The sequence below is a fragment of the Stappia sp. WLB 29 genome, assembly GCF_023507705.1.
GTDB lineage: Bacteria > Pseudomonadota > Alphaproteobacteria > Rhizobiales > Stappiaceae > Stappia.
Genome location: NZ_JALBGD010000001.1, coordinates 394,189 through 412,072, shown reverse-complemented (window position 1 = coordinate 412,072; position 17,884 = coordinate 394,189). Strand labels below are relative to the sequence as shown.

The window sequence follows — 17,884 nt, the reverse complement described above, 5'->3', positions numbered from 1 at the left end:
AAGCGTGTCGAAGGTGCAACGATCCGACGGGAAACGGGTTTTGCGGAGCCTGGGCGGTTGCGTCCGATCCAAAAGCCTGTAAAACGACTGACGGATATAGAGAATCTCGACTGCCGTGTCCGTTGCCCGGGGCGACGTATCAAGGGCTTGGCAGAAAAGCGAAGGCGAAGCGTCCTTATGCAGCGTGTGCAGAACCTGACGAGAACGATCCTGGTTGCGGCCGTGATGAGCGGTGTCGCGCCGATCATGCCGTGGAGCTTTGCCGGCTTGGGTGCCGACGAGGCGTCTGCGGCGGTGGTCAGCCGGATCGTCGTCCGCGGCAACACCCGTATCGAGGCCTCGACCGTCGAGAGCTACCTGACGATCCGGCCCGGCCGGGCCTTCGGGCCGGCGGAGATCGACGAGTCGCTGAAGACCCTTTACGCGACCGGCCTGTTCGAGGACGTGGCGATCAACCAGCAGGGCGGGTCCCTGGTGGTGACCGTGACCGAGAACCCGATGGTCAACCGCATCTCGTTCGAGGGCAATCGCCGTCTCGACGACAAGACGCTGACCGGCGTGGTGCGGACCGAGGAGCGGTCGATGCTGACCCGCGCCAAGGTGCAGTCCGACGTCCAGAACGTGCTCGAGGCCTATCGGCGCTCCGGTCGCTATCGCGCGACCGTCGAGCCCAAGATCATCAGCCGTTCGAACAACCGCGTCGACCTCGTCTTCGAGATCAACGAGGGCGACCGCACCGGCATCGAGCGCATCACCTTCATCGGCAATACCAAGTTCAGCGACGGCCGTCTGGCCGATGTGATCCGCACCCGCGAGAGCGGCCTGCTGAGCTTCCTGCGCACCACCGATTCCTTCGATCCCGACCGTCTCGACGCGGATCAGGAGCTGCTGCGCCAGTTCTACTACCGTCACGGTTATGCGGACTTCCGCATCGTCTCGGCGGTTGCCGACCTCGACCGCGAGGAGAACGTCTTCTACGTCACCTTCACGGTGGAGGAGGGCGAGCAGTACACCTATGGCGACATCGACCTGCAGACCACGCTGACCGATGTCGATCCGGAGGAGCTGCGCCGCAAGATCCGCACCAGCGCCGGCGACACCTATTCCTCGCTCGAGGTCGAGAAGACCCTCGAGGACATGACGCTCGACGTCTCGCGCCAGGGCTATGCCTTCGCGCAGATCCGTCCGCGCGCCACCCGCGACTACGAGAACCGCACGATCTCTCTGACCTATTTCGTCGAGGAAGGTCCGCGCGTCTATGTCGAGCGGATCAACATCCGCGGCAACGACCGTACCCGCGAATACGTCATCCGCCGCGAGTTCGACATCGCCGAGGGCGATGCCTTCAACCGCGTGCTGCTCGACAAGGCCGAGCGACGGCTGAAGGACCTGCAGTTCTTCAAGGACGTCCGCATCACCACCTCGCGCGGCAGCTCGCCGGACCGCATCGTGGTCAATGTGGACGTCGAGGAGCAGGCGACCGGCGAGATCGGCTTCGGCGTCGGTTACTCGACCTCCGACGGCGTCATCGGCGATATCACGCTGCAGGAGCGCAACTTCCTCGGCCGCGGCCAGTTCGTCCGCGCCAAGGTCGGCGCCGGCGCCTCCAACCAGGTCTACGAGTTCGCGTTCACCGAGCCGTATTTCCTCGGTCGCCGCGTCTCGCTGTCGCTCGACGTCTATCGCCGCAATTTCGAGGCGAACGACTACCGCAGCTACGACAGCAAGACGACCGGCGGTTCCATCGCCTTCGGTCTGCCGCTGCGCGACGACGAGCTGCGCCTGAACCTGATCTACCGGATCTTCGACCAGGACCTGACCTGGAACCGGCCGCAGGATCTGTCGGGCGGTCTGCAATCCTCGCTGGGCCGCAATCTGACCTCGTCCATCGGCTACTCGCTGGTCTACGATACCCGCGACAGCAAGCGCGACCCGCGCGACGGCTTCTATGTGGCGTTCAGTCAGGAATTCGCCGGCGTCGGCGGCGACAGCCGCTACCTGTCGACCACCATCGATGCCCGCGCCTACAAGGAACTGCTGCCGGAGTGGGGCGTCATCGGCATCCTGCGCACGGGCGGCGGCTACCTCAACGGTCTCGGCCAGGATCTTCGCTCCTCGGAGCAGTTCCAGCACAGCGACACCTGGCTGCGCGGCTTCGAGATGCAGGGCATCGGCCCGCGCGACTCCCGCACCGGCGATTCTCTGGGCGGCCGCTGGTACGTCCATGCCAATGCGGAAGCCGAGTTCCCGATCTTCGGCCTGCCGCGCGAGCTCGGCCTGTCCGGCGCGGTCTTCACCGACTTCGGTGCCCTGTGGGATGCGGACAGCGCGATCACCGACTGCGTCGTCGCCGGTTGCGGCCCGGCAACGCCTGCGACCGTCCAGTCGAACGGCTTCGCGCCGCGCATGTCGGCCGGCTTCGGCGTCAAGTGGGCGTCGCCCTTCGGTCCGATCCGCGCCGACTTCGCCTGGCCGATCGTCAAGGAAACCGGCGACCGGACCCAGTTCTTCCGTATCGGTGGCGGCACGCGCTTCTGATCCGGCGGACAGTTCACGATTTCAAGACCGGCCGCCGACATTCGGCGGCCGGATTCATTATGGGAAGACGATGAGCGACCCCTGTTTCTTTGACCCGTTCGAGCCCGTGGCCCTTGCGACCGTGGCCGAGTGGGTGACGGGAGACCTGCCGCGCGGCGGTGGGGAGGTGCAGGTGTCCGGCGTCGCGCCGCTCGAGGATGCCTCGGCCGGCGATATCGTCTTCTTCGACAATCCCAAATACCTGCCGGTGCTGGCCTCCACCTCGGCGACCGCCTGCATCGTTGCCCGCAAGCATGCGGACAAGGTGCCCGAGGGCGTCGTTCCCCTGGTTGCCGACCAGCCCTACAAGGCCTGGGCCCAGCTGCTCGCCCGCCTCTATCCCGCCTCCATGCGCCCCGTCGCGCTCGACGGCACGGCGTCCGGCATCTCGCCGCATGCGCGCGTCGACGCCTCGGCCCGGCTCGAGGCCGGTGTCGTCGTCGAGGCCGGTGCGGTCGTCGGGCCGGAAGCGGAGATCGGCAGCGGCACGCGCATCCAGGCCAATGCGGTGATCGGCGCGGGCGTGCGCATCGGGCGCGACTGCACGGTCGGCGCCAATGCGGTGCTGCAGCACACGCTGGTCGGCGACCGGGTGATCCTGCATCCGGGCGTGTGCACGGGGCAGGACGGCTTCGGCTTCGCCATGGGGCCGGGCGGGCACCTCAAGGTGCCGCAGATCGGCCGCGTGATCATCCAGAACGATGTGGAGATCGGTGCCAACACCACGGTCGACCGCGGCGCCAACCGCGACACGATCATCGGCGAGGGCACCAAGATCGACAACCAGGTCCAGATCGGCCACAACGTGGTGATCGGACGGCATTGCGTGATCGTCTCGCAGGTCGGCATTTCCGGCAGCGCGACGCTGGAGGACTATGTCGCGCTCGGCGGGCAGACCGGCGTGCGCGGCCATGTCACCATCGGCATGGGCGCGCAGATCGCCGCCGTCAGCGTGGTCGAGGCGGACGTGCCGCCCGGCGCGCGCTATGGCGGCGTTCCGGCCAAGCCGGTGAAGGTGTGGTTCCGCGAGATCATGACGCTGGCGAAGCTTGCCGAGCGCGGAGCCGGTTCCGCGCGGGACAAGGACTGAGATTTCGAACCGGACTGGTTTTGGTTGCCTGGGGACAGAAGAATGAGCGAAGGCGAAAAGAAAGAACTGGGTAGCGCCGACATCATGCGGATCCTGGAGCTGTTGCCCCACCGCTACCCCTTCCTGATGGTCGACCGGATCGTCGACATGGACGGGGACAATTCCGCCGTCGGCATCAAGAACGTCACCGCCAACGAACCGCATTTCATGGGGCATTTCCCCAACCAGCCGGTCATGCCGGGCGTGCTCATCATCGAAGGCATGGCCCAGACGGCGGGCGCGCTCTGCGTTTATTCGCGCGGGCCTTCGAACACGCCGAAGCTCGTCTACTTCATGACCATCGACAAGGTGAAGTTCCGCAAGCCGGTGCTGCCGGGCGATCAGCTGCGCTATCAGATGACCAAGATCCGCAACCGCACGAACATCTGGAAGTTCGAGGGCATTGCGACGGTCGACGGCGTCAAGGTCGCCGAGGCCGAAATCAGCGCCATGCTGGTCGATCACTGAGGCGCGCGTGATGGCAGCTCACTCCGCAATCCACCCTTCCGCGGTCGTCGAGGACGGCGCCAGGCTGGGCGAGGGCGTGTCCATCGGACCGTTCTGCCATGTCGGGCCGCGGGCCGTGCTGGGCGACGGCGTCGTGCTGAAGTCGCATGTGGTCGTGGCCGGGCGGACGAGCGTCGGGGCGCGGACGCAGATCTTTCCTTTCGCCTCCGTCGGACATCAGGCGCAGGATCTCAAGTATCGCGGCGAGGACGCAACGCTCACCATCGGCACCGATTGTATCATCCGCGAGGGCGTCACGCTCAATCCGGGGACGGAGGGCGGCGGCCTGGAGACGGTGATCGGCAATCGCTGCGCCTTCCTCGCCAACTCGCATGTCGGCCACGATTCCCGTCTCGGCGACGGCGTCATCCTGTCGAACAACGTGATGATCGCCGGCCATGTCACGGTCGGCAACAACGTTATTTTCGGCGGCGGCGCGGCGGCGATCCAGTTCACCCGGATCGGCGACCACGCGTTTGTCGGCGGTCTTGCCGGCCTCGAGAACGACCTCATTCCCTTCGGCATGGTGATGGGCAACCGCGCCCGCCTGATGGGGCTGAACCTCGTCGGGCTCAAGCGGCACGGGTTCTCGCGCGAGGACATCCACGCCCTGCGCAACGCCTATAAGGACCTGTTCGAGAGCTCCGAGGGCACGCTGCGCCAGCGCGCGGAGAAGGTCGCGGCCGCCTATGAGGGCGCGGCCCTCGTGCGCCGTGTGACGGATTTCATCCTGGTCGAGACCGACCGCCGCTTCTGCACGCCGGCCCAGGACGGGTGATCCGCCCGTCGGCACCGGCAGAGGACGGGGCCATGCACGACGCATCCGACACAGTTGCCAGCATCGACGGCGAGGGCGCCGTCGCCGTCATCTGCGGCGGCGGCAAGCTGCCGGCAGAGGTGCTGCGCGCGGCCAGCGACCGCGGCCGCCGGGTCGTCGCCATCGCCATCAAGGGCGAGGCCGACCCGTCGGTCGAGGCCTTCTCTCCCGTCCATCTCGGCTGGGGCCAGATCGGCAAGCTCGCCAGCCATCTGGAGCGGGAAAAGGTGCGCGATCTGGTGATGATCGGCAGCATCACCCGCCGGCCGGAGCTGCGCGAGATCGTCAGCGATCTCGGCACCATGCGCCGGCTGCCGAAGATCATCGCCTCGCTCGCCGGCGGCGACGATTCCCTTCTCAAGAAGGTCATCCGCTTTTTCGAGGGCGAGGGCTTCCGCGTCGTCGGGGCTCACGAGGTCGCCCCGCAGCTGCTGGCGCAGCCCGGCTGCATGGCCGGCACGCCGCCGAAGGGCGAGCTGCTCGCCGACATGGAGCTGGGCGCGGCCACCGTCGCCGAGCTCGGCCGTCTCGACATCGGCCAGGCCGCCGTTTGCTTCCACGGCCGCATCATTGCGGTGGAGGGGGCGGAGGGCACCGATTCCATGCTGGAGCGCTGCCGCGAGCTGCGCGAGCGCGGCCGGGTGCGCGGCAAGGGCGGGGTGCTGGTGAAATGCGCCAAGCCGGGCCAGGACCTGCGCGTCGACCTGCCGACCATCGGGCCGGGCACCGTGCAGCGGGTGCGGGATGCCGGGCTCTCCGGCATCGCCATCGAGGCCGGCCGGGTGCTGATCGCCGAGCGGGCCGAGACCGTGGCGCTCGCCGCGCGGTCGGGGGTGTTTCTCTACGGTATTTCCGCGCCGGCCCCGGCGCAGGCGGAGGGCGGGCGATGACCGAAGTCGCCGTTCGCCCGCTGCGGGTTTATGTGGTCGCCGGCGAGGAGTCCGGCGACCAACTGGCCGCGCCGATGATGGCGGCCATTGCCGCGCAGGCCGGCCGGCCGGTCGAGTTTTTCGGCGTCGGCGGCGAGCGCATGGAAGCGCAGGGCTTGACCAGCCTCTTTCCCATCGAGGACATTGCCGTCATGGGGCTTAGCGCCGTGCTGGCGCGGCTTCCCTCCATCGTCCGCCGGGTCTACCGGACCGTCGACGATGTGGTCGCCAGGGCGCCCGACGTTCTGGTCATCGTCGACAGTCCCGATTTCACCCACAACGTTGCCAAGCGGGTGCGCAAGCGCGCGCCCTCGATTCCCATCGTCGATTATGTCTCGCCGTCGGTCTGGGCGTGGCGGCCGGGGCGGGCGCGTCGCATGGCGGCCTATGTCGACCGGTTGCTCGCGATCCTGCCCTTCGAGCCCGGCGTGCACGAAAAGCTCGGCGGCCCGCCGACCAGCTATGTCGGCCATTCCCTGATCGAGCGGATCGGTGACTTCCGTCCCGCCGCCGGCGAACGGCGCGCGCTGGAGGAGGGCGCGCCGGTGCTGCTGATGCTGCCGGGCAGCCGGCGCAGCGAGGTGACCCGCCTGCTGCAGGACTTCCGCGGCGCGGTCGACATCCTGCGGCAGGCGCATCCGGGCCTCGAGGTGGTGCTGCCGGCGGTGCCGCGCTTAAGGCCGATGATCGAGGAGCAGCTTGCCGATTGGCCGCACCCTCCGCAGCTGGTGACGGGCGAGGCGGCAAAGCTCGCCACCTTCCGCCGGGCCCATGCCGCGCTCGCCGCCTCCGGCACCGTCTCGCTGGAGCTGGCGATCTCCGGCGTGCCGATGGTCGTCGCCTACAAGCTCGACTGGTTCTTCCGCCGGCTCAAGGACATTCACCGCATCGTGCCGGTCGCCCGCGTCAGCTCCATGGTGCTGCCCAACATCATCCTCGGCGAGAATGTCGTGCCGGAGTTCCTGGACGACGATGCCAGCCCGCGCGCGCTCGCCGATGCGGTCGCCCCGCTGCTGGTCGACGGCCCGGCCCGCCGCCGGCAGGTCGACGCCTTCGCCCGGCTCGACACGGTGATGCGGTTGGAGGGGGACGAGAGCCAGGCAGGCGCCGCCGCGCGCATCGTTCTGGAAGAGGTTCGCCGTGCGTCGGCAGGGTCGGGCGCGGAAAGCGGCGTTTGAGGCGAATTGAGACGGGATTCGCAAATTTGCGCTGAAATTTTGCAAAATCCGTCTCAAAAATATTTCATACATTTCAATGAGTTGGAGAAATATTGAGACAGTTGCGCAAATCGCGTGGGCCCGTCTCCGGCCACTTGTCCCCGCTGTCGCGACGGGAGCGGCGTTTTCTATCCCCGCTTGCCGCACCGGCGTTGACGCGGTGAGAGGCATTCCGCCAAACACCTGCCGAGGGTGCCAATGGTTCCCGGCTCTCCGGCTTCGCCTGCGGCCGGGATGACAGCCTGAGAAAGTGGAACGACCTCACATCCTCTCGGCCGTCACCCCGGCCAAGCGAAGCGCGACCCGGGCCCATTCGTTCCCAGAGCGGCGGCGAGAACACCCGAACCTCTCCTTGCGTGCTCCCGGACGGCGGGTCAACGCCGCGCCGGGATTGGAGAGCCGAGGGCCTATGAGGCGCGCTCCGGAACCATGCCACGACCGCCGTGCTGCTCCGCTTCGGCCGCCCCCGCGCACGTCGTCCCCAAAGCAAAAAGGCCGCCCGGAGGCGGCCTTTCAAGCTTGGCTGTGTCGATCCGCTCAGCGACGCTGGGAGACCGGCAGGTAGTCGCGCTGTGCCGCGCCCGTGTAGAGCTGGCGCGGGCGGCCGATCTTCTGGGACGGATCCTCGACCATCTCCTTCCACTGGGCGATCCAGCCGACGGTCCGCGCCAGGGCGAACAGCACGGTGAACATGGTGGTCGGGAAGCCGAGCGCACGCAGCGTGATGCCGGAGTAGAAGTCGATGTTCGGATAGAGCTTCTTCTCGATGAAATATTCGTCGTTGAGAGCGATCTTCTCCAGCTCCATGGCGACGTCGAGAAGCGGATCGTCCCGGATCCCGAGCTCGGCCAGCACTTCATGCGTGGTCTTCTGCATGATGCGGGCGCGCGGGTCGTAGTTCTTGTAGACCCGGTGGCCGAAGCCCATCAGGCGGAACGGATCGTTCTTGTCCTTGGCGCGGGCGATGTATTCCGGGATGCGGTCGACCGAGCCGATCTCCGACAGCATGTTGAGCGCCGCCTCGTTGGCGCCGCCATGCGCCGGGCCCCACAGGCAGGCGATGCCGGCCGCGATGCAGGCGAAGGGGTTGGCGCCCGAGGAACCGGCGAGACGCACGGTCGAGGTCGAGGCATTCTGCTCGTGGTCGGCATGGAGGATGAAGATCCGGTCCATGGCGCGGGCGAGAACGGGGTTGACCTTGTATTCCTCGCAAGGCACCGCGAAGCACATGTGCAGGAAGTTCGAGGCGTAGTCGAGGTCGTTGCGCGGATACACGAAGGGCTGGCCGACATGATACTTGTAAGCCATCGCCGCAATCGTCGGCATCTTCGCGATCATGCGCAGGCTCGCCACCATGCGCTGGTGCGGGTCCGAGATGTCGGTCGAGTCGTGGTAGAAGGCCGAGAGCGCGCCGACGGTGCCGACCATGATCGCCATGGGGTGGGCATCGCGGCGGAAGCCGGTGAAGAAGCGGCTCATCTGCTCGTGGATCATCGTGTGATAGGTCACGCGATGCACGAAGTCGTCCTTCTGGGCCTTGGTCGGCAGCTCGCCGTAGAGCAGCAGGTAGCAGCTCTCCAGGAAATCACCGTGCTCGGCCAACTGCTCGATCGGATAGCCGCGATACAGCAGCGTGCCCTCGTCGCCGTCGATATAGGTGATGGCGGATTCGCACGAGGCCGTCGAGGTGAAGCCCGGGTCGTAGGTGAAACAGCCGGTCTGCGCGTAAAGCGAGGCGATATCGACGACGTCGGGTCCGATGGAGCCCGGACGCACCTTCAAGTCCCAGGACTTGTCACCCATCGTCAGCTTGGCAGTGTTGTCGCTCATTCAGGCTACCCCCTTATATGAAGCGCGCCGCAGGATCGTCCGGACCGGCCTCCAGGAGAGGCTGGGGCGTGCCGGACACACGGCGGGAGGAAAGGTCGAATGTTGCGTATCCCATTTGTCCGCTCCCCGCAAGCGCGCCTCCCTAACGCTTTCGTCACAGGGTGACGGGGGATTCATGTGAACCGCGGGCGGCGGCCGGGATCGGGCCGCCGCCTGGTCGTTGCCGGCGCAGGTGCCGCGCCGTATCGGGTCAGCCGGCGGCCTGGTCGGCGATGCGGGCGAGCGATTCCTCGCGGCCGAGCACGGCCAGCACATCGAAGATGCCGGGCGAGGTGCCGCGGCCGGTCAGCGCCGCGCGCAGCGGCTGCGCCGCCTTGCCGAGCTTGAGATCGGTCTCTTCGGCATAGGTGCGCACGGCCTCTTCGGTCGTCTCCGCGCTCCAGGTCTCGAGCGCGGACAGGCGCGCGTGCAGGTCGGCGAGCACCTTGCGCGCATCGTCCGCCTCCAGCAGCTTTTCCGCCTTCTCGTCCATGGCGAGCGGGCGCTGCACCCACAGATACTCGGCGCTGTCGGCGAGCTCGACCAGGGTCTTGGCACGCTCCTTCAGCCCCGGCAGGGCGGCGCGGAACATCTCGACATGCGCCGGGTCCTGCAGCCAGGTGCGCAGGCCCTCGGCGTTCTCCGCATGCGGCAGGAAGCTGGTGAAGTCGGCCAGCAGTTCGTCCGTGCCGGCGGCGCGCATGTAGTGGCCGTTGAGATTCTCCAGCTTCTTGAAGTCGAAGCGTGAGGGCGACTTGCCGATGGCGTCGAGGTCGAACCAGCCGGTCATCTCCTGCGTCGAGAAGATCTCGTCGTCGCCGTGGCTCCAGCCGAGGCGCGCCAGATAGTTGCGCATGGCGGCCGGCAGGTAGCCCATGGCGCGATAGGCCTCGACGCCGAGCGCGCCGTGGCGCTTCGACAGCTTGGCGCCGTCCGGCCCGTGGATCAGCGGGATATGCGCCATCACCGGCACGTCCCAGCCGAGCGCCCGGTAGATCAGCGTCTGGCGGGCGGCATTGGTCAGGTGGTCGTCGCCGCGGATGATGTGGGTGACGCCCATGTCGTGGTCGTCGACGACGACGGCGAGCATGTAGGTCGGCGTGCCGTCGGAGCGCAGCAGCACCAGGTCGTCGAGGTCCTTGTTCGGGAAGACGACGCGGCCCTGCACCTTGTCCTCGATCACCGTCTCGCCGTCGACCGGTGCCTTGAGCCGGATCGCCGGCTTGACGCCGGCCGGGGCCTCGGAGGGATCGCGGTCGCGCCAGCGCCCGTCATAGCGCGGCGGCAGGCCCTTGGCGCGCTGCTCCTCGCGCATCGCGGTCAGCTCCTCCGGCGTCGCGTAGCAGCGATAGGCCATGCCCTTCTCGATCAGGCTCTCGGCCGCCTCGCGGTGGCGGGCGGCGCGGGCGAACTGCGAGATCGCCTCGCCCTCCCAGTCGAGGCCGAGCCAGGTCAGCCCGTCGAGGATCGCGGAGATCGCCGCATCGGTGCTGCGCTCACGGTCGGTATCCTCGATCCGCAGCAGCATCTTGCCGCCGAAGCGGCGGGCATAGAGCCAGTTGAACAGCGCCGTGCGGGCGCCGCCGATATGCAGGTAACCGGTCGGGGAGGGCGCAAAGCGCGTGACGACGGGAGAGCTCATTCAAAAGGCCTCGTGATCGGTGGCGGTGCCGGTACGGTGCGTCCGGCGAGCCTTCGGGACTGTCCGGTGCCGTTTCGCGTCTTGCGCGAACCCGGTTGCAATGCAACGCTCCGGTCCTGGCACGGTCGGCGACCGTGTAGCACAGCGGCGGCGCGCCACCAATGCTTGAGCGTTCGGTGGCACGCAGCAGCCAGGGGAGGGGCGGCTGGGGTGTCCCGGACGGGCGAGGACGACGACAGGCAGGCGCTACCAGGCACGGTGCCTGACACGCTACCTGACACGGTGCAAGGCCGTCGGGCCGAGCGCCGCTGGCTTGCGCTGCCTCCGTTGCCGCTTGCGGACCTGCTTGCCCGTCGTCGGCGAGCCCGCACAAGATGGCACGAGACGGAGGGGCCGGGGGCAAGATTTGCGGCCGCAGTCGCCGAGAGCCTGGCGCAGGGGCGCGGGCTTGCCTTCGCCGCGCTCGCCTTCACCTTCGGCATCGCCGCCTATTTCCGCCTGCCGGCCGAGCCGCTTGTCCCCGTTGTCGCGCTCGCCGCCGCGCTGGCCTGGGCCGGCTGGTTCGCGAGCGCGCGGCGCGGTGCGCACGGTCTCGTGCTGCTGGTTCTGGCGCTGGTGCTCTCCGGGCTTTTTGCCGGCGCCCTGCGCACCGCGCTCGTGTCCGCGCCGGTGATCGACCGGGCGCGCAGCGTGACGCTGACCGGCTTCGTGGAAGAGGCCGAGCGCACCGACCGCGGCACGCGGCTGCTGCTGCGCGTTGCGGGGATAGAGCGGCTTGCGGCAGAGGCGACGCCGTACCGCGTTCGGGTGTCGCTGCGCGGCGATCCCGAAGGCGACAGGATCGCCGTCGGTGAAGCCTTGCGGCTGCGCGCCAGGCTGATGCCGCCCTCGGCTGCCGTGATGCCCGGCGGCTACGATTTTGCCTTTCGCGCCTTCTTCGACGGGATCGGCGCGACCGGCTTCGCTTTCGGCACGCCGAGCCTCATCGATCTGGGGCGGGCGCCGCTCTCCCTGCGGCTGAAGGCCGGGGTCGTCCACCTGCGCCAGGCGATTGCCGCGCGGATCATCGCCGCGCTCGGCGAGACGACGGCGGCCGCGCTCGCCATCGCGCTGATCACCGGCGACCGCTCGCTGATCCCCGAGCCGGTGACCGAGGCGCTGAGGACCGCCGGCCTTGCCCATATCCTGGCGATTTCCGGCCTGCACATGGCTCTGTTCGCCGGCTCCGTCTTCTTCGTCGTGCGGGCGCTGCTGGCGCTCTCCCCGTATCTCGTGCAGGAGCGGCGGATCGATGCGTGGGCAGCCGTCGCGGCCATGTCCGCCGCCGTTTTCTATCTGGGCATTTCCGGCGGCTCCATTGCGACGCAGCGGGCCTTCGTGATGATCGTGCTGGTGTTTTGCGGGCGCATCTTCGCGCGGCGCGCCCTGACGCTGCGCAATGTCGCGATTGCCGTCTTCCTCATTCTCGCCGTCCTGCCGGAAGCGCTGCTCGATCCCGGGTTCCAGATGTCCTTCGCCGCGGTGATCGCGCTGATCGCGGCCTATGAGGAGATCACCCGCCGGCGCGCCGCGCGCGAGCGGCAGGCGCCGACGGCTCCGCTCGCTGGGAGATTGCTGCAGGCCGCGACCTCGGGCGCTGCCGGCTGGTTCTGGGGATTGCTGCTGACCTCGCTGATCGCGGGCCTCGCGACGGGGGCGATCGGCGCCTATCACTTCCACCGCATCTCGCCGCTCGGCACGCTCGGCAACCTGCTGGCGATGCCGGTGGTGACGCTTGTCGTCATGCCCTTCGCCGTGCTCGCTCTGGCCCTGCTGCCCTTCGGGCTGGAGGCCCTGCCGCTGGCCGCGATGGGCGCTGGCATCGATCTCGTCGTGGCGATGGCGACCTGGGTCAGCGGCCTGACGCCGGACGACGGGGTGATCGGCGCGCCCTCGCTTGCCGGCACGCTGGCGATGGTCGCGGCCGGACTCGTTGCCTGCCTCGCGCCGCGGGGATATCGCCCGGCGGCCCTGGTGCCGCTCGCCGCCTCCGTGCTGCTCTATGCCCAGCACCGGCAGCCGGACATGCTGATCTCGGCAACCGGCACCACCATCGCCGTTCGCGACGCCGAGGGCGCGTTGCGCGTTTCCTCGCGCCCGAGCGGCTTTCTGCCGGAGGTGTGGCTGCGGGCGGACGGCATCGGCGTGCGGCACCATCGCGACCGGCGGATCGGTGCCGGCGATATGCGCTGCGACAAGCTGGCTTGCCTGGTGCGCGCGCACGGCCCGCCCGGACCTGTCCCCGGTGAGACGACCCCGGCAAACGGACCGCCGGACACGAGGCCTCGTTCCGTTGCGGCAGAGCAGGACCCACCGGCGCTGCTGGTCTCGCTGGTGCGCGACAGCGCTGCCTTCGAGGAGGATTGCCGCAAGGTCGACATCATCGTCTCGGCATTGATCGCCCCGCCCGATTGCCGGGCACGGCAGGTGTTCGACGGCGCAAGGCTCGCCCGCGACGGTGCCGTCGCGCTCTATTTCAGCGCATCCGGCCTCGCGCCGAAGCTATCGGGGCCGGCGTCATCGGCCCCAGTGCCACCGGTGTCGTCGAGCACAGGCAACGCTCTCGCCGTCGCGGTGCGCCCGAGCTACGGGGCTCGCCGTCCCTGGACGCCGAAATAACCGTTCAGCGCCGGGTCACACATCCGGCGCGCGCCCTCAGTAGCGGCGGAACAGCGACACGAGCTTGCCCTGGATGCGCACGCGGCCAGGGCCGAAGATGCGGGTCTCGTAGGCCGGATTGGCGGCCTCCAGTGCAACGGAGGCGCCCTTCTTGCGCAGGCGCTTCAGCGTCGCTTCCTCGTCGTCGATCAGGGCGACGACGATGTCGCCGCTGTCGGCGCTGTCGGAGCGTCGGATCACCACGGTGTCGCCGTCGAGAATGCCTGCCTCGATCATGGAATCGCCGCGCACTTCCAGCGCGTAATGATCGCCGTTTCCGAGCAGGTCGGCCGGCATGGCGATGGTGTGGCTGTGGGACTGGATCGCCTCGATCGGCACGCCGGCGGCGATGCGGCCCATGACGGGGATCTCGACGCTGTCGTTGGCCGCGGGCGGCGGGGCGGGGACCCGTTCCACCGGCGGCGTCTTGCCCCGGGAACCTTCGATGACGGAGGGCGAGAAGCCCTGGCCGCGCTGCGAGGCAAGGCCCGGCGCGACGGATTCCGGCAGCTTGACGATCTCCAACGCGCGGGCACGATTGGGCAGGCGACGAATGAAGCCGCGCTCCTCCAGCGCGGTGATCAGCCGGTGGATGCCCGATTTGGACCGCAGGTCGAGCGCGTCCTTCATCTCGTCGAACGAGGGAGGAACGCCGGTTTCCTTCAGCCTCTCGTGGATGAACAGGAGCAATTCGTGCTGCTTGCGCGTCAACATGCGCTTGGGTCCCCCCGCTCTGGCTCGCAATGCCGGGCCGATGCCGGCCGGCTGCTGCCGATCGCCGCCTGCGACTCAGGCTATGTACAAATCATGAACATAGTCTAACCGTTCCTGCCTTGTTCCACAATGCCCATGGAGGAACGAAACGGGAAGCGGCGAGACCGGGGGCTGCTCAGCCCTGGGGCAGGCGCAGCACCGGCACCGGCGTGCCGGCGGGCAGGGGGGCGGCGTGCGGCGGGCGCACCACCAGCGCATCGGCGCGGGTGAGCGTTGCCAGCATGGAGGAGTCCTGCCGCTCGAACGGGGCGACGCGCTCCGTGCCGTCGTCCTGGCGCAGGATGCGGGCCCTCAGATAGTCCTCGCGCTGGTCGTTGCCGCCGATATCGGCGGCCAGCGGCAGCAGTTCGGCGTCGCGCCGGCGCGGCGGGCGGCCGAGCAGGGCGTCGATCAGCGGGCGCAGGAAGAGAACGCCGCAGACGAGGCTGGAGACCGGGTTGCCCGGCAGGCCGAGCACGCGCATGTTCTCGAGCCGCCCGGCCATCAGCGGCTTGCCCGGCCGCATGGCGATGCGCCAGAAGCCGAGTTCCATGCCGGAGGCGGCAAGCACTTCCTGCACCAGGTCGTGATCGCCGACGGAGGCCCCGCCGAGCGTCACGAGAATGTCGGCTCGGGCCGCGCGCGCCTCGGCGATCTTCTCGGCGATATGCTCGCGCCGGTCGGAGGCGATGCCGAGCTGCAATGGCTCGCCGCCGCAATCCTCGACCAGGGCGGCGATGCCCGCATGGTTGGAGGCGATGATCTGGTCCGGCCCCGGCTGCTCGCCCGGCTCGACCAGTTCGTCGCCCGTCGCCAGGATCGCCACCTTCGGCCGGCGGCGCAGCTCCAGCACGGGGTGGTTCATGGCGGCGGCGAGGGCCAGGCGGCGATAGTCGAGCCGCGTTCCGGCGGCGAGCAGCGTCTCGCCGGCCTTGAAATCGAGCCCGGCGGGGCGCACGAACTTGCCCGACGGCGCGCTTTCCAGCGCGGTGACGCGCTCGCCGTCGCGAGTCGTGTTCTCCTGGATCAGGATCGTGTCGCTGCCTTCGGGAAGCGGCGCACCGGTGAAGATCCGCACGGTCTCGCCCGCCTTGATGGCACCGGTGAAGGCGCGGCCCGCAGGAGCTTCGCCGATCAGCTTCAGCGTTGCGGGAACCGCGGCGATGTCGGCCGCGCGCACCGCATAGCCGTCCATGGCGGAGGCAGCGAAGGGCGGCTGGGTGCGGGTCGCGGCAAGGTCGGCGGCAAGGATGCGGCCGTTGGCCATGGCGAGGGAGGCGGTCTCGGACCCGAGCGGCACGACGCCTGCGAGAAGTCGCGACAGGGCTTCGTCGACCGAGATCAGCGCCATGTCAGCCGTGCCTCATGTCAGCCAGGTTGCGTTTCGCTTGCCGCGGTCCAGTCGCCGGACTTGCCGCCGGACTTGGCGAGAACGCGGATGCCGCCGATGGTCATGCCGCGGTCGACGGCCTTGGCCATGTCGTAGATCGTGAGACACGTGACCGAACAGGCGGTTAGCGCCTCCATCTCGACGCCGGTCTGGCCCGAAACGCGGGCCATCGCGGTGACGCGCAGGCCGGGAAGCGCCTCGTCCGGCACGATGTCGACGGCGACCTTGGACAGCAGCAGCGGATGGCAGAGCGGCACCAGCTCGTGGGTGCGCTTGGCGGCCATGATCCCGGCAATGCGGGCGGTGGCGATGACATCGCCCTTCTTGGCCGAACCGGACAGGATCAGCGCCAGCGTTTCCGGCTTCATGCGCACATGGCCTTCGGCCCGCGCCTCGCGGGAGGTGACCTCCTTGGTCGAGACGTCGACCATGTTGGCCGCGCCGCTCTCGTCCAGATGGGTCAGGCGCGCAGACACGTCGCCAGAAGGGTCGCCGGCCATGTCCTACTCCGCCGCAAGGCCGGGACGCGCCAGCAGCGCGCGCGTCGCACCCGTCACGTCGTCCTGGCGCATCAGGCTCTCGCCGATCAGGAAGGTGGAGATGCCGCAGCGCTCCATCCGCGCAAGGTCCTGCGGGGTGAAGAGGCCCGATTCGCCGACGACGAGGCGGTCGTCCGGGATCATCCCGGCCAGGTCCTCGCTGGTTTCCAACCGCGTCTCGAAGGTCTTCAGGTTGCGGTTGTTGATGCCGATCATCGGCGAGGCGAGGCGCAGCGCGCGCTCCAGCTCGTCCGCATCGTGCACCTCGACCAGCACGTCCATGCCGAGGCCGAAGGCGGTGGCTTCCAGGTCGGCGGCCAGCGCATCGTCGACGGCGGCCATGATGATCAGGATGCAGTCGGCGCCCCAGGCGCGGGCCTCGAACACCTGATAGGTATCGTAGAGGAAATCCTTGCGCAGAGCCGGCAGCGACGTGGCGGCGCGGGCCGCGACCAGAAACTCCGGCGCGCCCTGGAAGGACGGGGTGTCGGTCAGCACGGAGAGGCAGGCGGCACCGCCCGCCTCATAGGCGCGGGCCAGCGCCGGCGGGTCGAAGTCGGCGCGGATCAGGCCCTTGGAGGGGCTTGCCTTCTTGATCTCGGCGATCAGGCCGAACTCGCCGGCGTCCTTGTGGGCGCGCAGCGCGTTCAGGAAACCGCGCGGAGCGTCGGCCTCGGCGGCGCGCCGCTCGATCTCGGCCTGCGGCACGGCGGCCTTGGCAGCGGCGATCTCCTGGCGCTTGTAGGCGCCGATCTTTTCCAGGATGTCAGCCATCGCCACGCACCTCGTTCGACACCTCGACGAGGCGCGACAGCCGGGCCAGCGCATTGCCGCTGTCGATGGCGTTCGCGGCCATCGCGACGCCCTCGGCAAGGGTCGGCGCGCGGCCGGCGACCACCAGCGTCGCGCCGGCATTCATCAGGACCGTGTCGCGATAGGCGGACTTCTCGCCTTCCAGCACGGCCTTGAGGGCGACGGCGTTTTCCGGCGCCTCGCCTCCCTTCAGGTCGGCAGGCTGGTGGACCGAAAGGCCGACATCCTGCGGCGAGATCTCGAACAGGCGGACCTCGCCGTTCTCCAGAGCGGCGACGCGGGTCGGGCCGGTCGTGGTGATCTCGTCGAGGCCGTCGGAGCCGTGCACGACCCAGGCGGATTCGGAGCCGAGGGCGGCCAGCACCCGGGCGATCGGCTCCACCCATTGCGGGGCGAAGACGCCGACCATCTGGCGCTTGACGCCGGCCGGATTGGACAGCGGGCCGAGCAGGTTGAAGATCGTGCGGGTGCCGAGCTCGGTGCGTGCCGGGCCGACATGCTTCATCGCCGAATGGTGGTTCGGCGCGAACATGAAGCCGAGGCCCGCCTCGCGGATGCAGCGGGAAATCTGCGCCGGGCCGATGTCGATGTCGACGCCGAGCGCGGCCAGCACGTCGGCGGCGCCCGATTTCGACGACAGCGAGCGGTTGCCGTGCTTGGCGACAGGAACGCCGCAACCGGCGACCACGAAGGCCGAGCAGGTGGAGATGTTGTAGCTGCCCGAGGCATCGCCCCCGGTGCCCACCACGTCGACCGCATCGGCCGGGGCGGAGACCGGGACCATCTTGGAGCGCATCGTCGCGACGGCGCCGGCGATCTCGTCGACGGTCTCGCCGCGCACCCGCAGCGCCATCAGGAAGCCGCCGATCTGTGCCGGGGTCGCCGCACCCGACATGATGATGTCGAAGGCGGACTGGGCCTCGGCGCGCGACAGGGCGTGCCCGTCGGCGGCCTTGGCGATCAGGGTCTTGAGGTTGCTCAAATCGACGTCCTCCCGAAAGGGAC

At 68.8% G+C, this 17,884-nt stretch carries 14 protein-coding genes; 7 read left to right on the top strand and 7 right to left on the bottom strand.

What is annotated here, in order from left to right; translation table 11 throughout:
- Positions 1 to 177: 177 nt before the first annotated feature.
- The 6 genes from bamA (at position 178) to lpxB (ending at position 7,137) form a co-directional block, all read left to right on the top strand.
- On the top strand, positions 178 to 2,538 hold the full coding sequence (bamA, locus tag MNI96_RS01925) for an outer membrane protein assembly factor BamA (protein ID WP_249689871.1): 2,361 nt from the start codon (positions 178 to 180) through the stop codon (positions 2,536 to 2,538).
- Between the two features lie 70 nt (positions 2,539 to 2,608).
- Entirely contained in the window at positions 2,609 to 3,667 is a 1,059-nt protein-coding gene (gene lpxD, locus MNI96_RS01920; protein ID WP_249689869.1) for a UDP-3-O-(3-hydroxymyristoyl)glucosamine N-acyltransferase, read from the top strand.
- A 42-nt stretch (positions 3,668 to 3,709) separates the two neighbouring features.
- Complete coding sequence (fabZ, locus tag MNI96_RS01915) at positions 3,710 to 4,174, top strand: 3-hydroxyacyl-ACP dehydratase FabZ (RefSeq protein ID WP_249689867.1); 465 nt, start codon at positions 3,710 to 3,712, stop codon at positions 4,172 to 4,174.
- Between the two features lie 10 nt (positions 4,175 to 4,184).
- Positions 4,185 to 4,991 (top strand): acyl-ACP--UDP-N-acetylglucosamine O-acyltransferase, encoded by an 807-nt coding sequence (gene lpxA, locus MNI96_RS01910; protein WP_249689865.1) that lies wholly within the window; start codon positions 4,185 to 4,187, stop codon positions 4,989 to 4,991.
- A gap of 32 nt (positions 4,992 to 5,023) precedes the next feature.
- Positions 5,024 to 5,920: an LpxI family protein gene (locus MNI96_RS01905; protein ID WP_249689863.1), complete on the top strand. Its 897-nt coding sequence runs from the start codon at positions 5,024 to 5,026 to the stop codon at positions 5,918 to 5,920.
- On the top strand, positions 5,917 to 7,137 hold the full coding sequence (gene lpxB, locus MNI96_RS01900; RefSeq protein ID WP_249689861.1) for a lipid-A-disaccharide synthase: 1,221 nt from the start codon (positions 5,917 to 5,919) through the stop codon (positions 7,135 to 7,137). Before MNI96_RS01905 ends, lpxB begins: the two co-directional genes overlap by 4 nt.
- Positions 7,138 to 7,713: 576 nt before the next feature.
- Here the strand turns inward: lpxB and gltA are convergent.
- Complete coding sequence (gltA, locus tag MNI96_RS01895; protein WP_249689859.1) at positions 7,714 to 9,006, bottom strand: citrate synthase; 1,293 nt, start codon at positions 9,004 to 9,006, stop codon at positions 7,714 to 7,716.
- 250 nt (positions 9,007 to 9,256) lie between these two features.
- Positions 9,257 to 10,687 (bottom strand): glutamate--tRNA ligase, encoded by a 1,431-nt coding sequence (gene gltX / locus MNI96_RS01890; RefSeq protein WP_249689857.1) that lies wholly within the window; start codon positions 10,685 to 10,687, stop codon positions 9,257 to 9,259.
- 210 nt (positions 10,688 to 10,897) lie between these two features.
- Here gltX and MNI96_RS01885 point away from each other — a divergent pair, with 210 nt between their 5' ends.
- On the top strand, positions 10,898 to 13,345 hold the full coding sequence (locus MNI96_RS01885) for a ComEC/Rec2 family competence protein (protein WP_249689856.1): 2,448 nt from the start codon (positions 10,898 to 10,900) through the stop codon (positions 13,343 to 13,345).
- 36 nt (positions 13,346 to 13,381) lie between these two features.
- Here the strand turns inward: MNI96_RS01885 and lexA are convergent, their stop codons facing one another.
- The 5 genes from lexA to trpD all read right to left on the bottom strand — a co-directional run bounded on the left by lexA (position 13,382) and on the right by trpD (position 17,861).
- Positions 13,382 to 14,098: a transcriptional repressor LexA gene (gene lexA, locus MNI96_RS01880; protein WP_249689854.1), complete on the bottom strand. Its 717-nt coding sequence runs from the start codon at positions 14,096 to 14,098 to the stop codon at positions 13,382 to 13,384.
- Positions 14,099 to 14,273: 175 nt separating this feature from the next.
- Positions 14,274 to 15,488 (bottom strand): molybdopterin molybdotransferase MoeA, encoded by a 1,215-nt coding sequence (locus MNI96_RS01875; RefSeq protein ID WP_249689851.1) that lies wholly within the window; start codon positions 15,486 to 15,488, stop codon positions 14,274 to 14,276.
- A 17-nt stretch (positions 15,489 to 15,505) separates the two neighbouring features.
- Positions 15,506 to 16,003, bottom strand: coding sequence for a cyclic pyranopterin monophosphate synthase MoaC (gene moaC, locus MNI96_RS01870; RefSeq protein ID WP_249690387.1), 498 nt, complete (start codon positions 16,001 to 16,003; stop codon positions 15,506 to 15,508).
- Positions 16,004 to 16,030: 27 nt separating this feature from the next.
- Positions 16,031 to 16,840 carry an indole-3-glycerol phosphate synthase TrpC gene (gene trpC / locus MNI96_RS01865; RefSeq protein ID WP_249689849.1) on the bottom strand — a complete coding sequence of 270 codons (810 nt, stop codon included), beginning with the start codon at positions 16,838 to 16,840 and terminating at the stop codon, positions 16,031 to 16,033.
- Positions 16,833 to 17,861, bottom strand: a complete 1,029-nt coding sequence (trpD, locus tag MNI96_RS01860; RefSeq protein WP_249689847.1) for an anthranilate phosphoribosyltransferase — start codon at positions 17,859 to 17,861, stop codon at positions 16,833 to 16,835. Before trpD ends, trpC begins: the two co-directional genes overlap by 8 nt.
- Positions 17,862 to 17,884 lie beyond the last annotated feature (23 nt).

Excerpts from the sequence above, each read along its gene's own strand:
- bamA (WP_249689871.1), top strand. The coding sequence starts at position 178 with ATGCAGCGTGTGCAGAACCTGACGAGAACGATCCTGGTTGCGGCCGTG.
- lpxD (WP_249689869.1), top strand. The coding sequence starts at position 2,609 with ATGAGCGACCCCTGTTTCTTTGACCCGTTCGAGCCCGTGGCCCTTGCG.
- fabZ (WP_249689867.1), top strand. The coding sequence starts at position 3,710 with ATGAGCGAAGGCGAAAAGAAAGAACTGGGTAGCGCCGACATCATGCGG.
- lpxA (WP_249689865.1), top strand. The coding sequence starts at position 4,185 with ATGGCAGCTCACTCCGCAATCCACCCTTCCGCGGTCGTCGAGGACGGC.
- MNI96_RS01905 (WP_249689863.1), top strand. The coding sequence starts at position 5,024 with ATGCACGACGCATCCGACACAGTTGCCAGCATCGACGGCGAGGGCGCC.
- lpxB (WP_249689861.1), top strand. The coding sequence starts at position 5,917 with ATGACCGAAGTCGCCGTTCGCCCGCTGCGGGTTTATGTGGTCGCCGGC.
- gltA (WP_249689859.1), bottom strand. The coding sequence starts at position 9,006 with ATGAGCGACAACACTGCCAAGCTGACGATGGGTGACAAGTCCTGGGAC.
- gltX (WP_249689857.1), bottom strand. The coding sequence starts at position 10,687 with ATGAGCTCTCCCGTCGTCACGCGCTTTGCGCCCTCCCCGACCGGTTAC.
- lexA (WP_249689854.1), bottom strand. The coding sequence starts at position 14,098 with ATGTTGACGCGCAAGCAGCACGAATTGCTCCTGTTCATCCACGAGAGG.
- MNI96_RS01875 (WP_249689851.1), bottom strand. The coding sequence starts at position 15,488 with ATGGCGCTGATCTCGGTCGACGAAGCCCTGTCGCGACTTCTCGCAGGC.
- trpC (WP_249689849.1), bottom strand. The coding sequence starts at position 16,840 with ATGGCTGACATCCTGGAAAAGATCGGCGCCTACAAGCGCCAGGAGATC.